General features: G+C 70.8%; 15 protein-coding genes. 10 read left to right on the top strand and 5 right to left on the bottom strand.

The features are described from left to right. Positions 1-114 precede the first annotated feature (114 nt). Positions 115-711 (bottom strand): uridine kinase family protein, encoded by a 597-nt coding sequence (locus HNR67_RS35315; RefSeq protein ID WP_312988778.1) that lies wholly within the window; start codon positions 709-711, stop codon positions 115-117. Positions 712-830: 119 nt separating this feature from the next. On the opposite strand from HNR67_RS35315, the gene HNR67_RS35310 reads away from it, so the two are divergent. The 7 genes from HNR67_RS35310 to HNR67_RS35280 all read left to right on the top strand — a co-directional run bounded on the left by HNR67_RS35310 (position 831) and on the right by HNR67_RS35280 (position 8,732). Beyond that, positions 831-2,162, top strand: coding sequence for a replication-associated recombination protein A (locus tag HNR67_RS35310; protein ID WP_246493825.1), 1,332 nt, complete (start codon positions 831-833; stop codon positions 2,160-2,162). Between the two features lie 312 nt (positions 2,163-2,474). Further along, positions 2,475-2,891 carry a DUF948 domain-containing protein gene (locus HNR67_RS35305; RefSeq protein WP_185007039.1) on the top strand — a complete coding sequence of 139 codons (417 nt, stop codon included), beginning with the start codon at positions 2,475-2,477 and terminating at the stop codon, positions 2,889-2,891. After that, a complete protein-coding gene (locus tag HNR67_RS46800) occupies positions 2,888-3,382 on the top strand; it encodes a hypothetical protein (RefSeq protein WP_407645156.1) in 495 nt (164 codons plus the stop codon). Before HNR67_RS35305 ends, HNR67_RS46800 begins: the two co-directional genes overlap by 4 nt. An 83-nt stretch (positions 3,383-3,465) precedes the next feature. Further along, positions 3,466-6,147: an alanine--tRNA ligase gene (gene alaS / locus HNR67_RS35295; RefSeq protein ID WP_185007037.1), complete on the top strand. Its 2,682-nt coding sequence runs from the start codon at positions 3,466-3,468 to the stop codon at positions 6,145-6,147. After that, positions 6,144-6,656, top strand: a complete 513-nt coding sequence (ruvX, locus tag HNR67_RS35290) for a Holliday junction resolvase RuvX (RefSeq protein WP_185007035.1) — start codon at positions 6,144-6,146, stop codon at positions 6,654-6,656. The genes alaS and ruvX overlap by 4 nt, the downstream gene beginning before the upstream one ends. Continuing rightward, positions 6,653-7,843: an endolytic transglycosylase MltG gene (gene mltG / locus HNR67_RS35285; RefSeq protein ID WP_185007033.1), complete on the top strand. Its 1,191-nt coding sequence runs from the start codon at positions 6,653-6,655 to the stop codon at positions 7,841-7,843. The genes ruvX and mltG overlap by 4 nt, the downstream gene beginning before the upstream one ends. Further along, complete coding sequence (locus HNR67_RS35280) at positions 7,830-8,732, top strand: shikimate dehydrogenase (protein ID WP_185007031.1); 903 nt, start codon at positions 7,830-7,832, stop codon at positions 8,730-8,732. The genes mltG and HNR67_RS35280 overlap by 14 nt, the downstream gene beginning before the upstream one ends. Before the next feature lie 38 nt (positions 8,733-8,770). On the opposite strand, the gene HNR67_RS35275 is transcribed toward HNR67_RS35280, so the two are convergent. The 4 genes from HNR67_RS35275 to HNR67_RS35260 form a co-directional block, all read right to left on the bottom strand. Continuing rightward, positions 8,771-9,559, bottom strand: coding sequence for an SGNH/GDSL hydrolase family protein (locus HNR67_RS35275; protein ID WP_185007028.1), 789 nt, complete (start codon positions 9,557-9,559; stop codon positions 8,771-8,773). 160 nt (positions 9,560-9,719) lie between these two features. Further along, positions 9,720-9,998 carry an HPr family phosphocarrier protein gene (locus HNR67_RS35270; protein WP_185007027.1) on the bottom strand — a complete coding sequence of 93 codons (279 nt, stop codon included), beginning with the start codon at positions 9,996-9,998 and terminating at the stop codon, positions 9,720-9,722. Positions 9,999-10,025: 27 nt separating this feature from the next. Then, on the bottom strand, positions 10,026-11,300 hold the full coding sequence (locus HNR67_RS35265) for a PTS transporter subunit EIIC (protein WP_185007025.1): 1,275 nt from the start codon (positions 11,298-11,300) through the stop codon (positions 10,026-10,028). A gap of 13 nt (positions 11,301-11,313) precedes the next feature. Continuing rightward, positions 11,314-12,117 (bottom strand): GntR family transcriptional regulator, encoded by an 804-nt coding sequence (locus HNR67_RS35260; protein ID WP_312988776.1) that lies wholly within the window; start codon positions 12,115-12,117, stop codon positions 11,314-11,316. Between HNR67_RS35260 and HNR67_RS45990 the strand changes: the two genes are divergently transcribed. From HNR67_RS45990 to HNR67_RS35245, 3 genes are all read left to right on the top strand, one after another. Then, positions 11,998-12,558, top strand: a complete 561-nt coding sequence (locus HNR67_RS45990; RefSeq protein WP_308301013.1) for a glucose PTS transporter subunit EIIB — start codon at positions 11,998-12,000, stop codon at positions 12,556-12,558. The genes HNR67_RS35260 and HNR67_RS45990 overlap by 120 nt on opposite strands. After that, entirely contained in the window at positions 12,555-13,007 is a 453-nt protein-coding gene (locus HNR67_RS35250; RefSeq protein ID WP_185007021.1) for a PTS sugar transporter subunit IIA, read from the top strand. The genes HNR67_RS45990 and HNR67_RS35250 overlap by 4 nt, the downstream gene beginning before the upstream one ends. Before the next feature lie 961 nt (positions 13,008-13,968). Beyond that, entirely contained in the window at positions 13,969-14,637 is a 669-nt protein-coding gene (locus tag HNR67_RS35245) for a prepilin peptidase (protein WP_185007019.1), read from the top strand. The last annotated feature ends 9 nt before the right edge of the window (positions 14,638-14,646 follow it).

Genomic DNA, 14,646 nt, shown 5'->3' with positions numbered 1-14,646 from the left:
CACTCTGGCGTGACCGGGCCTGGTCGAGAAGGCGGCCGTTCAGGTGTTCATCCGCCGGTAAGGAGCCGGTCGAATTACGGTGTCGCACCCGGTCAGCCCGCTGCTAGCCCAGGCTCAGCTCACCCGCGCCAGCGATTCGGCCGGAGCCGCCGCGAGCGCCGTGAGCTGCGCCAGCGCCTGCCCCGGCGTGAGCGCCCGCAGCCCGGCCGCGCTCCCCCTGGCCACCACCCCCGGCTGCTCCCGCAGCAACTTCACCCCGCGCCGCACCAGCGTCGGCCACGGCTTGCGCGCCTCGGCCACATCCCTGGCGAACCGGCGCACGAAGGTCACCAGGCGGTTCGGCGCGAGCACGATCCCGTCCGCCAGCACCCCCGCCACCCGGCAGTCCGCCACCAGGCGCTCCGCGAACAGGCCCTCGGCCAGGAAGTACGGGCCGTCCGCGCGGACCTCGTGCGTGCCGACCCGCCGGTCCTCGTTCATCGAGTACACCGGCGCGTGCACCACCCCGGTGCTCGCCAGTTCCACGATCGCGTTCAGCGCGGCCCGGGTGTTCCAGGAATCCGGGTGGTCCCAGTCCGCGCGACCCGACTCGTCCACCGGCATCGCCGGGTCGTCGCCGTCGCGGTAGAAGTCGTCGAGGTTGAGCACCGGCCAGCCGAGTTCGGCGGCCAGGTGGGACTTGCCCGATCCGGAAGGACCCGCGAGCAACACGACACGGAGCTGAACGGCAGGTGACGGCACGGGTACTGATCCTCGCACACCGCTGCCGGGAACTGTCAGCCTTGCCGGGTAGCGTCCCGCACGTGGACGACGGTCTGTACGAAAGTGGTCTGTTCGCGGCCGAAGCCCAGGAGAAAGCGGAGGAACACCTGACGGCCAACGCGCCCCTGGCGGTGCGCATGCGCCCGCGCGCCCTGGACGAGGTCGTCGGCCAGCAACACCTCCTGGGCCCAGGCGCCCCGCTGCGCCGCCTGGTCGAGGGCGCGGCCCCCGCCTCCGTGCTGCTCTACGGGCCGCCCGGCACCGGCAAGACCACCCTGGCCACCCTGGTCTCCCTAGCGACCGGCCGCCGGTTCGTGGCGCTGTCCGCGCTCAACGCCGGGGTCAAGGAGGTCCGCGAGGTCATCGGCGAGGCCAAACGCAGGCTCGGCCGCACCGCCGAGTCCACCGTGCTGTTCATCGACGAGGTGCACCGCTTCTCCCGCACCCAGCAGGACGCCCTGCTCGGCGCGGTCGAGGACCGCACCGTGCTGCTGGTCGCCGCCACCACCGAGAACCCGTTCTTCTCCGTGGTCTCCCCACTGCTGTCCCGCTCCCTGGTGCTGCAACTCAAATCACTCACCGACGAGGACATCCGCACCGTCGTCCGCCGCGCCGTCACCGAAGAGCGCGGCCTCGGCGGCGCGCTCACCCTGGCCGCCGACGCCGAGGACCACCTGGTCCGCCTCGCCGCGGGCGATGCCCGCCGCTCGCTGACCGCGCTGGAGGCCGCCGCCGACGCCGCCGCCAGCACCGGCGCCACCGAGATCAGCCTGGCCACCGTCGAGGCCACCGTGGACAAGGCAGCCGTCCGCTACGACCGGCAGGGCGACCAGCACTACGACGTCACCAGCGCCTTCATCAAGTCCATCCGCGGCTCCGACGTCGACGCCGCCCTGCACTACCTGGCCCGCATGATCGAAGCGGGCGAGGACCCGAGGTTCATCGCCCGCCGCCTGGTCGTGCACGCCAGCGAGGACATCGGCATGGCCGACCCCACCGCGCTGCAGGTCGCGGTCGCCGCCAGCCAGGCCGTGCAACTCATCGGCATGCCCGAAGGCCGCCTCGCCCTGGCCCAGGCCACCATCCACCTGGCCACCGCACCCAAGTCCGGCGCGGTCAACTTCGCCATCAGCGCCGCCCAGGCCGACGTCCGCAAGGGCGCCACCGGCCCCGTCCCGCCACACCTGCGCGACGGCCACTACGCGGGCGCGGCCAAACTCGGCAACGCCAAGGGCTACCTGTACCCGCACGACGTCGCCGAGGGCGTGCTCACCCAGCAGTACCCACCGGATGACCTCATCGGCGTGGACTACTACGAACCGGTCGACCGCGGCGCCGAACGCGTACTGGCCGACCGGGTGCCCAAGCTGCGCCGCATGATCAGAGGCGACCAGAGCTGAGCCCCGCCCACCCACGCCGGGCCGACCCCGGTCGCCCACACCAACCCGCACCGAGCCGATCACTCGGCCACCCGCAGCAACCCGCGCTGGGCCGATCACCGGCCACCCGAGCCAACCCTCACCACTCTGCGCGTGGCGGCGACCGCCGAGTCACCCCAGCAGTAACCGGCGTGAGGTCCACGACACCGGCGCGGTAACCTGTCCCCGATCATCCACAGCGCCTGCGACACGCCTGAAGACCTGCGTGACCGCGCGTGGGCCCTCCCGTCGCGGCGCCGTGGACCACCGACTTCGACAACGCATGGAGGGCTCGTGTCACCAGGGCAGATTGCCGCGTTGGTCGCGGCTGGCGCCTTCGTGCTGCTGGTGCTGCTGCTCGCGATCCCGCTGCTGAAGCTGGGCCGCACGCTGGACGAGGCCACCATCGCCATCCGCAAGGCGCACGAGAACACCGATCCGTTGTTCACCGGCGCCAACACCACCCTCAACCACGTCAACACCCAGCTCGAGCGGGTGGACGGGATCACCGCGAACGCCCGCGCCGTCAGCGGCAACGTCTCCGCGCTGACCTCCCTGTTCACCGCCACGCTGGGTGGACCGCTGGTCAAGGCCGCCGCGTTCTCCTACGGCGTGAGCAAGGCGCTGCGCGCCCGGCGCAAGCGCACCGCCGCCATGGAGCCCACCGGACGGCACTCCCGGCGTAGCGCCCGCAGGAGTGGTAAGCGATGAGGCGGCTGTTCTGGCTCGGCCTCGGGGTCGCCGCCGGAGTGGCGATCGCCCGCAAGGCCACCGCCACCACCAAGCAGCTCACCCCGTCCGGCATCGCGGAGAACCTCGGTGACGCCGTGCGCGAGCTGGCCGGTGCCGTCGGCTCCTTCGGGGCTGACGTCCGCGCGGGCATGACCGAACGCGAGGACGAACTGGCCGACGTGGTCGCCCGCGCCCAGGAACCCCTCGGTTCCCGCTCGCGCAGGCGCAACCGCCCGGCCCGCGAGTCCGGCGGCCAGGGCACCGGCGCCCGGGACTCCAGCGGCCGCGACAGCGGTGGCCGGGACTTCGGCGGCCACGGCACCGGCGGCCGGGATTCCGGCCCCCGCGCCCAGAACAGCCGCGACACCGGCGCCCACCGCGCCGACGACGCCGGCTGGCTGACCGGTCTGGACGAGTCGCCACGGAGCGGATCGGAGGGGAGCCGGCGAGCGCGCTGGGCGGAGGGCTGAGCCCACGCCCCTAGCCCTTCGCCGCCCCCGCCGACCACCCGTCAACCCCGCGCCCCGGCGCGCAGCCACACCTAGGACATCTCGTGCAGACCCATGACATCCGCCAGCGGTTCCTCGACCACTTCCAACGCAACGGCCACCGCGTCGTGCCCAGCGCCTCGCTGATCCTGGACGACCCGAACCTGCTGTTCGTCAACGCCGGCATGGTGCCGTTCAAGCCGTTCTTCCTCGGCGAGGCCCCGCCGCCGTCCCCGACCGCCACCAGCGTGCAGAAGTGCGTGCGCACCCTGGACATCGACGAGGTCGGCAAGACCACCCGGCACAACACCTTCTTCCAGATGGCCGGGAACTTCTCCTTCGGCGACTACTTCAAGGACGGGGCCATCCAGCTCGCCTGGGAGCTGGTCACCAAGCCGGCCTCCGAAGGCGGCTACGGCCTCGACGAGTCGGTCCTGTGGACCACCGTCTACGAGGACGACGACGAGGCATACGACCTGTGGCACAACAAGATCGGCGTGCCCAAGTCCCGGATCATCCGCCTGGGCAAGGGCCCCAACTTCTGGTCCATGGGCGTGCCGGGCCCCTGCGGTCCGTGCTCGGAGATCCTCATCGACCGCGGCCCGCGGTACGGCCCGGAGTTCATCGACCAGGGTGACGGCGAAGAGCCCGACGGCGACCGCTACATGGAGTTCTGGAACCTCGTGTTCATGCAGAACCTCCGCGGCGAGGGCACCGGCAAGACCGACTTCCCGATCCTCGGCGACCTGCCGGCCAAGAGCATCGACACCGGCATGGGCATCGAGCGGGTGGCCATGCTGTTGCAGGGCGTGCCGAATGTCTACGAGACCGACCTGATCCGCCCGGTCATCGCCAAGGCCGAGGAACTCTCCGGCCGCCGCTACGGCGCTGACCAGATCGACGACGTGCGCTTCCGGGTCATCGCCGACCACGCCCGCAGCGGCGTGATGCTCGTCGGCGACGGCGTCACCCCCGGCAACGAGGCCCGCGGCTACGTGCTGCGCCGCCTGCTCCGCCGCATCGTGCGCTCCATCCGCCTGCTCGGCGTGCAGGAGCCGGTGCTGGGCGAGTTCACCCAGGTCGTCGCCGACGCCATGGCCCCGTCCTACCCGGAGCTGAAGACCGACTTCGACCGCATCGACGCCGTCATGCGCGCCGAGGAGGACGCCTTCCTGGCCACCCTCTCCAGCGGCTCGAGGATCTTCGACACCGCCGCCCAGGAAACCCGCTCCGGCGGCAGCACCCAGCTGCCAGGGGACAAGGCCTTCCAGCTGCACGACACCTTCGGCTTCCCCATCGACCTCACCCTGGAGATGGCCGCCGAGCAGGGCCTCACCGTGGACGAGGAGGGTTTCCGGACCCTCATGGCCGAGCAGCGCAACCGCGCCAAGGCCGACGCCGCCGCCCGCAAGACCGGGCACGGCGACCTCACCGTGTACCGCTCGGTGCTGGAGCAGCACGGACCGACCGAGTTCCTCGGCTACACCGACCTGCAGAGCCAGGCCCGCGTGGTCGGCCTGCTCGTCGGCGGCCGGCCGGTCGCCAAGGCCGGCGCGGGCACCGAGGTCGAACTCGTGCTGGATCGCACTCCCTTCTACGCCGAGGGCGGCGGCCAGATCGCCGACACCGGCCGCCTGCTCAGCGCCGGCGCCGAACTCGCCGTCTCCGACGTGCAGCGCAGCGTGCCCGGCCTGTTCGTGCACCGCGCCACCGTGGTCTCCGGCGAGATCGGCCTGGACGACGTGGTCGAGGCCGAGGTCGACGTGGCCCGCCGCAACGCCATCCAGCGCTCGCACTCGGCCACCCACCTGGTGCACGCCGCCGTCCGCGGCGCCTACGGCAAGCGCGCCGCCCAGGCCGGTTCGCTCAACTCGCCCGGCCGGATGCGCTTCGACTTCACCACCCCCGGCCCGGTGTCGGGCTCGGTGCTGGCCGAGGTCGAGGAGGAGGTGAACGCCTACCTCCAGGAGGACGTGGAGGTGAAGTCGTTCACCACCACCATGGACAAGGCCATCGAGCTGGGCGCCATGGCCCTGTTCGGGGAGAAGTACGGCGACTCGGTGCGCGTGGTCGACATGGGCGAGTACTCCCGTGAGCTGTGCGGTGGCACCCACGTGCGCAACATCGCCCAGCTCGGCGTGGTCAAGCTCGTCGGCGACGCCTCCATCGGCTCCGGCGTGCACCGCGTCGAAGCCCTGGTCGGCATGGACGCCGTGCGCTACATCAACAAGGAACACCTGCTGGTCACCCAGCTCGCCGACCAGTTCAAGGTGCCAGCCGCCGAACTGCCCGAGCGGATCTCCGGCGTGCTGGCCAAGCTCAAGGCCGCCGAGAAGACCATCGAGCAGCTCCGCGTCGGCGAGGTGCTCCGCTCCGCCGGCGACATCGCCGACCGGGCCATCCAGCTCGGCGAGCTGTCCGTGATCGCCGAGCAGATCCCCGACGGCGTGCCAGCCGGCGACCTGCGTGCCCTGGCCACCGAGGTCCGCAACCGCCTGGGCTCCCGCCCGGGTGTGGTCGCGCTGTTCTCGGTCGACCCGGACGCCGGCAAGGTCGCCTTCGTGCTGGCCACCACCTCCGCCGCCCGTGACCTCGGCCACGCCGCCGGCAAGCTCGTGCCGAGCTTCGCCGGTGACCTGGGCGCCCGCGGCGGCGGCAAGCCCGACATGGCCCAGGGCGGCGGCGACAACCCCGGCGGCGTACCGGCCGCCATCGCCGCCCTGCACCGCAGCCTGGGCGGATCGTGACCGGCGCTGACCAGCCCGCACGCCAGCCTGACCGCCCCGGCGCCCACGACGTGGGCCCGGGGCGGCGGCTCGCCGTGGACGTCGGCTCGGTCCGGGTCGGCATCGCCCTGAGCGATCCCGCCCCCATGCTGGCCACCCCGCTGGTTACCCTGTCGCGTGATGAGAAGACCGGCAGGGACCTGGACGAGCTGGTCGCCCTCGTCAGCGAACACGAGGTGGTCGAGGTGATCGTGGGCCTGCCCAGGACCCTGGCCGGCCGGCACGGCGACGCGGCGCAGACCGCGACCGCCTACGCCGACCGGCTCGCCGAGCGCATCGCGCCGGTGCCGGTCCGGCTGACCGACGAACGCCTGACCACCGTCAGTGCCGCGCGGATGCTCAGTCAGCGCGGCGTCAAGGGCAAGCGGCAGCGTGCCGTCATCGACCAGGCGGCGGCCGTGGAGATCCTGCAGTTCTGGCTGGACGCCAGGGCCAACGCGGTGGCCGTACGCGGCGAGGAGAATCGGTGAGCAGCGACGATCTCGGGTTGTTCGACGAGGGGCAGCACTCCTCCGAGGAGCGCACGGCACGTGACAAGAAGGCCAAGCGCACCAAGTTGCTGATCGGCGCCGGCGTGGCCGCCGTGGTCATCGGCGTCGGCGTGTGGATGGGCGCCCTGGAGCTGATCGGCCTCGGCTCCTACGAGGACTACGAGGGCTCCGGCGAGTCCGACGTGGTCGTGCAGATCGAGGCCGGCACCATCTCCAAGACCGGCAAGACCCTCGCCGACGCCGGCGTGGTCGCCAGCGCCCGCGCCTACACCGAGGCCGCCGAGGCCAACTCCAAGCTCGGTGGCGTCCAGCCCGGCTACTACCTCCTCAAGACCAAGATGTCCGGCGCCACCGCGGGCTCCCGGCTGCTGGAGAAGGAAGCCCGCGTCGGCGACTTCGAGGTCAAGGGCGGCTACCAGCTCTACGACACCAAGCAGCCCGACAACAAGGTCAACCCGGGCATCCTGTCCCGCATCGCCGAGGCCAGCTGCGCCAAGGTCAACGGCAAGGACACCTGCGTCACCGCCGACGCCATCCGCCAGGTCATGGAGAAGGCCGACCCCGCCGCCATCGGTGTGCCCGACTGGGCCATCGGCGGCGTGAGCAAGGCCGATCCCAAGCACCGGCTGGAAGGCCTGATCGTGCCGGGCCGCTACGACGTCAAGCCAGGCGCCTCACCCGAGGAACTGCTCAAAGCCGTGCTGAGCACCTCGGCCACCCGGCTCCAGGCCGTGGGCATGCCCAAGATCGCCAGAGACACCGGCTTCAGTGATTACGACGTGCTCGTCATCGCCTCCCTGATCGAACGCGAGGGCATCACCAAGGACTTCGCCAAGGTGTCCCGGGTGCTGTACAACCGCCTGGCCAAGGACATGAAGCTGGAGCTGGACTCCACCATCAACTACGCCCTGGACCGTCCGCTGGTGCGCACCAGCAAGGACGACCGGGAGCGTGCGGGCGCGTACAACACCTACGCCAACACCAACCTGCCACCCACTCCCATCGCCTCACCCGGCACCGAGGCCATCCTGGCCGCCACCAAGCCCGAGGCAGGGCCCTGGATCTTCTTCGTCAAGTGCTACAAGGACGGCACCTCCTGTTTCGCCGAAACCAACGCCCAGCACAACGCGAACCGCACTGAGGCCATCGCCCGTGGCGCCTACTGACCCACACCGGGCTGATCCACACCGGGCAAGGGCGCCGCGGCGAGCGGCGATCCTGGGCGCTCCGGTGGCCCACTCGCTCTCGCCCGTCCTGCACAACGCGGCCTTCGCCGCGCTCGGCCTGACCGGCTGGCAGTACGAGCGGATCGAGTGCGACGAGCAACGCCTGCCCGCCCTGCTCACCGAAGCCACCCAGGCGGATCCACCCTGGGCAGGCTTCTCGGTGACCATGCCCGGCAAACGCCTCGCCCTGGACCTCGCCGCCGAGGCCACCGAACGAGCCCGCCTGGTCGGCGCCGCCAACACGCTGACCCCACTGCCGGAGCAGGGCTGGCGAGCCGACTGCACCGACGTCGACGGCGTCACCGGCGCCCTGCGCGCCGCCGGCGGCATCACCCGCCTCACCCACGGCCACGCCACCATCCTCGGCGCCGGCGGCACCGCCCTGGCGGCGATCGTCGCCCTGGCCGAACTGGGCCTGACCGAACTGACCCTGGCGGTCCGCGACCCGGCCCGCGCGACCGACGCCGTGGACTGCGCCGCCCGGGTGGGCCTGAAAACCGAGACGATCCTCCTCTCCGAGGCGAACCTCGCCCACCTCGCCGCGAACACCCAGGTCCTGGTGAGCACCGTGCCGCCGGCCGCCACCGAGCCGCACGCCACCGCCCTGGCCGCCGCACCCTGCGTGCTGGACGTGATCTACCACCCGTTCCCGACACCCTTGGCCACCGCGGTCCTGGCCCGCGGCAACCGCCTGGCCACCGGCCTGGACATGTTGCTGCACCAGGCTTTCGGTCAGAGCGAGCAGTTCACCGGCCAACCAGCTCCCCGCGAAGCCATGCGCGCGGCCCTGCGCGCCGCCACGGACAACCTGCTGGAACTCCCGCTGTAGCAAGGGCGAGGGCTGGGCGGGTGGTCCACGCCCACCCCTCAGGTACCGGCTAAGCCGCTCTCCAGCACCGCGGGCGTGTACCCCTGGGCGTGCCCCAGTCTGTTGGCGTGGAAGGAATCCGTGGTGGGGGAGACCAGTGGGTTGACCCAGCTGGGCGAGCCGCAGATGCCGTGCCCGGCGAACCGGTCCCGCACATCCACATACCGCACCCCGGCGGCCTTGGCCCTGGCCGCGGTGGTGTCCGCGAGCAGGTCGGCGCCCGCGTTGAGCGCCGCGCGCTTGGCCGCGCTCAGCCCGCCGGAGCAGGACTTCGTCTCGAACAGCCGCGGGTAGCCGAGCACGAGCAGCCGGGCGTTCGGGGCCCTGGCCCGGATCGCGGCGTAGGTTCGGTCCAGCCGGGCGGGCAGCTCGTCCCGGACGAACGCGGCGGCCCGCTCCGCCCGGCGTTTGCACCCCGAGTCTCCACTGAGGACACACGTGGTCATCACGTCGGTGAAGTCGAGGTCGTTGCCGCCCACCGTGATCGTCACCAGCGCGGTGCGCTCGCCGAGCGCGCCCAGCTGCCGGTTCAGCACGTCCACAGTGGACGCGCCGGAACAGGCCGGGAAGTGGAAAGCGCTGGGGGCTAAGGCTTTCGCGACCAGTTGTGGATAGGCATGGCGACTTCGTCTACAGGCACCGCTGCCGCGTTCGTAACCGCCGGCGCCGACACCGGAGGCGTAGGAGTCGCCGAGTGCCACGTAGTCGCCCGCGGTGGACGCGGACGCGGGCAGCTGGCCGAACAGCAGGGCGGTCAGGGCGAGCAGGCAGGGGAGCAGGGAACGCATGGGGACTCCTGGGATGGCGAGGGAACGTGCCATTCCGGAGTACCACCAGGCTCGTGCCGCTCGCGAGCCGCCAGGGCCCGCTTGACCCCTTCGTGTACAACGACCAGCCCTGTGGACAACCGCGAGCGGCTTGTCCACAGGGCTGGTCAGAGGAGTGGGATCAGGCTGGTTTCTCCTGGTCAAGGTCGGTGCCGATGAGCGCGGCCACCGCGGCCAGGGCCGCCTCGGCGCCCTCGCCGTCGGCGGCGAGCACCACCTCGTCACCGTGCATGGCGCCCAGGGTCATCAACCCCAGCACGCTGGCCGCGGCCACCGGCTCGCCACCCTCCTTGCGGATGGTGACCGCCACCGGCTGCTCCGCCGCGGTCTTGGCCAGCACGGCCGCGGGCCGTGCGTGCAGACCGACCCGGCTGGCCACCGTGACCCGCAGTTCCGGCATGTCCTTCTCCTCCTAGGTAGTGCCCGCTCAGGCCTTCTTGGCCCGAGCGCTCTTGTCCTCTTCGGCGTCGGCGGCCGCACTCGGGTCGATCGCCGCGTTGTCCTCCTCGCGACCGGGGGTCGCCAGGTTCCACTTCGTGATCACGAACCTGAACAGGAAGTAGTAGACCACCGCGAACGCCACGCCGATCAGCGCCAGCCCCAACGGGTTCTTGGCCAGGCCAAGGTTGAGGAAGAAGTCGATCGCGCCCGCCGAGAACGAGAACCCGTGATGGATGTCCAGCGCGTTCACCAACGCCAGGGACACACCGGTCAGGATCGCGTGGATGATGTAGAGCGGCCACGCGACGAACATGAACGCGAACTCCAGCGGCTCGGTGACGCCGGTGAGGAACGCGGTCAGCGCGGCGGAGAGCATGATGCCGCCGACCAGCTTGCGGTGCGCGGGCTTGGCGGTGTGCCAGATGGCCAGCGCGGCCGCGGGCAGGGCGAACATCATGATCGGGAAGAAACCGGTGAGGAAGGTGCCCGCGCTCGGGTCGCCTGCCAGGAACCGGTTGTAGTCACCGTGCACGACCTTGCCGGTGGCGTCGGTGAAGTCGCCGAAGACCTGCCACACGGTGGTGTTGACGATGTGGTGCAGGCCCAGCGGCAGCAGCAGCCGGTTCAGCACACCGAAGGCGCCGCCGCCGATGATCACGTTGGCGGTGATCTGCTGGCCCAGCCAGGTCAGCCCGTCGTTGAAGTACGGGTAGATCAGCGCCAGCGGCACCGCGAGGATCATGACGACCACTGACAGCAGGATCGGCACGAACCGGCGACCGCCGAAGAAGGCCAGGTACGGCGGCAGTTTGATGCGGTGGTACTTCTGCCACAGCACCGCGGCCAGCACACCGACCAGGATGCCGCCGAGCACCTTGTAGTCGACCAGCTGTTGTTTCGCGCCCTCCGCGGCCTTGCCGAGCACGACCGGGGAGAGGGCCTTGAACACGCCCTGCATCACCAGATAGCCGACCACCGCGGCCAGCGCGGTGGAGCCGTCGGACTTGCGGGCGAACCCGATGGCCACACCGACGGCGAACAGCAACGGCAGCCCGTCCAGGATGGCGCTACCGGCGGCCGCGATGACCGCGGCGGCATCCTTGAACCAGGAGAACGAGCCGAGTAGATCATCGCTGCCGAGGCGAGCGAGCAGACCGGCCGCGGGTAGCACCGCGATCGGCAGCATCAGGCTGCGGCCCAGCTTCTGCAGTGTCGCCAGGCCCTTCACTTCGCGACCGCCGGTCGCTGGAGTGGCGCTCATGACCGCTCCTCGCTCATCGGGTACCTCCCGGGTCGGGGTGGGAGCCGGAACCGGGCAGGTTCCGGTCGAGCTGCATGGTCACCTGGTAAAGATCGCCCCGGTACCACGAGGTCATGTCCTCCACCGGCCGCCCACCGCAGGTGGAGACGCGGCGGAAGACCAGCACCGGACTGCCGGGCCGGACACCCAGCAGCCGTGCGGTGGCGGGATCGGCGCCGTCGGCCAGGACCGTTTGCCGGCCGTGGTCCAACTGCACCCGATAGGTGTCGGCGAGCAGGCCGTACAGCGAGCGGGAGAGGTTCTGCTGGAGGAGCCCTGGCACCTCGCGCGGGTTGTACCAGCCGCGTTCGACGGCCATCGGCGTGCCGTTGGCCAGACGCAGCCGGAACAGCCAGTAGGCGGGCTCGTGCGGACGCAGTCCCAGCCCCGCCGCGATGTTCTCCGGGGGGACCACCTCGGCGAAGTCGAGTACCTCCGTCGCCGGTTCCATGCCCCGGCGCCGCATGTCCTCGGTGAAGGAGGCCAGGTGCAGCTGTGCCTCCACCCGCGGACGCGCGGTGAACGTGCCCTTGCCGCGGACCCGGCTGAGCAGGCCCTCGGTGACGAGCTGGCCGACCGCTTCGCGCACGGTCAGCCGGGAGACCCCGTAGTGCGTGGCGAGATCCCGTTCCGAGGGCACCGGGGAGCCGGGGGGCAGGTGCTCCTCGGCGAGTCGGCGCAGGATCTCGCGCAGTTGCGCGTGCTTGGGGGTCGGTCCCTCCACCAGGCGTGCCGCCGGTCCGAGGAACGGGTCCTCGATGTTGCTGCTGCCGGCCACGCACACCTCCTTGTCGCTGTCCGGTCCTTCTCGTGGACCACCGTCTCGCCCCGCCGCCCGCGGATTGGTACGGTCCGGTCTAAACCAGTTAGTGCGGGAGGATGCTCCGCGACCGCGACGGGTGTCAACGGCCGTTATGGCTTCGTGTCGCCCTGGTGGCAGCATCCGCACACCGCGGATCGAACGGCACAGTTGGAGGAGGTCACGGTGGCGGACAAGGCGGCGGCGATTCTCGCCGGGCTCGGCGGAGCGGACAACATCGAGGAGATCGAGGCGTGTATCACCCGCTTGCGGTGTGAGGTGCTCGACGGCGGCAAGGTCGACCAGGCGGCGCTCAAGGCCGCTGGCGCGCACGGGGTGATGCAGCAGGGAACCGTGGTGCAGGTCGTGGTGGGTCCGGAAGCGGACAACCTGTACGACGACATCCAGGACCTGATGTGAGCCTGACGATCCTGTCCCCGGTGACCGGCACGGTCGTGCCCATGAGCGAGGTGCCGGACCCGGTCTTCGCCCAGGCCATGGTCGGCCCCGGTCTGGCGATCGACCCGGCCCGCGAGGCCGGCGAGGCGGTCGCCCCGGTCGACGGCACGGTGGTGACCCTGCACCCGCACGCCTACGTGGTGGCCACCGACAACGGCATCGCGGTGCTGGTCCACCTGGGCATCGACACGGTGAAACTCAAGGGCGAGGGCTTCACCCAGCACGTGGTCAAGGGCGAGAAGGTCCGCGCGGGCCAGCCCATGATCACCTGGAACCCGGCCGACATCGAAACCACCGGCTACTCCCCGGTCTGCCCGGTGGTCGCCCTGGACGCCCCGGCGGACAAACTGTCCGACCTGCGCGAGCCCGGCCCGGTCACCGCGGGCGAGGCGTTGTTCAGCTGGAACTGAAACGCGAGGGCCGCTCTCGGTCTTTTCTGACCTGAGAGCGGCCATTCGAATGGCTTGGCAATCTTTCGCTTTTGGTCGCCGACCGCTGTCATTGAGGCGCGCTGGCGGGATCTCTCGGATTTTCGGTATTGCAACCCTGCTCGGGTTGGGTTCAGGTCGACGTTGTCCGTCGGGTGGGTCCCTGTATTTCGGAACTCAAGTCAAGCCTCCCGGCAGTCCCCATGACCTGCCAACTGGGCCTCAGCTCCGCATTGGTCGCGGCTTGCCTTCTCCGTTCCGGCTTCGCAACACGAGCCGCCCGCAAGAGGCATAACCCGAATCCCGGCCCCGGTCCTGATTATTCATGTCCGGCCCTGGCAGTGCCGGTACCCAGCTCTCGGCTGAGTCCGACCCCCTCAGCTTTCGCGACGCTCTTCGTCGAAAGCCCTCCTCGTGGTCCGTCCGCCACTGCCCCTTCTTGCCCCGCCAATGCCTTCCTGCCTCTCGGTCTTCCTGGACTCGTCACCTTGAGGCCGCCGCAATCTCCGCCACCCCGCTGTCCTGCTCCCGCTACCCCGTCACCCCGCTGCCCCTTCGTCCCGCCGCTAGCAGTCCGCCACTAGCCCCAGCTGCCAGCCCGGCTCCCCGCCCCTGTATCCAGCTCTGCCCCTCAGCCCAGCCCGCCAGCACCCAGCCCAACAGCACCGCGAAAACCCCAAAGAACCCGCGCCCGCCCCGCCCTCCTCACAGTCGCCCACGCCCTACCTTCCTTAGTCGCCCGCGCGCGAGGGGGACCCCCCATTTCTAATCTTTCCAGCGCCTCCGAGAATCCTGCAAATCGTCAATCCACAGGCCCCAGTTATCCACAAATGGCTGCTCAGCCTGCCAACGGTGAAATCATCCAACGCCCTCCCCGAATACCCACCTTCGTGTGACGCATTCTGGTCAAGGCGCCCGCCCCGAATATGGCAGCATCAATGCCATGCCCCACCTCCCCGCATTCCTCTCCTTCACTCTCGGCGCCCTCATCGGCACCTTCGTCGGCACCTCCACCCGCGCCCTGCTCCGCAGACTCCCCCGCGGAACGGCCCTCCCGCCGCCGTGGCTCGTCCCCGCCACCGCCGGGCTGACCGCGATCCCCGCCGGACTCGCCGGCGCCGGTCTGCTGAGCTGGGCCTGGCTGCCGGTTCCGGTCGTGCTCGCGTGGCTGGCCGTCCCGCTGGCCGCCGTCGACCTCCGCCACCGACGGCTGCCCGACCTGTTCACTCTCTCCGCGGTGCCGGTCTTCGCGGTTCTGATCACGCTGGCCGCCGTGTTCGGACCGGATGCTGGGATGGCGGTGCGGGCGGGCCTGGGCGCCGCCTTGTTCTTCCTCACACACCTCGCGGTGCACCTGATCAGCCCCGGTTCGCTCGGGGCCGGTGACGTGAAGCTGTCCGCCAGTGTGGGTGGGCTGGCTGCCGCGGTGTCCTGGCCTGCGCTGATCGTCGTCACCGTGCTGGCGGGAGTGGTGACCGTCATCGCCGATCTTGTGCGGCGGCCACGCGTGCGGGCGCCGCCCGTGCACCGCGGGGTGCCGCACGGGCCCGGACTGCTGGCCGCGACCTGGCTGGTCACGGTTCTGGCGGGGCAGGGCGGAGTCCTGGGCTAGTGGGCTGAC

The organism is Crossiella cryophila (genome assembly GCF_014204915.1).
GTDB lineage: Bacteria > Actinomycetota > Actinomycetes > Mycobacteriales > Pseudonocardiaceae > Crossiella > Crossiella cryophila.
The sequence above is the reverse complement of the archived record's forward strand: the minus strand, read 5'-3'. Positions and strand labels throughout refer to the sequence as shown.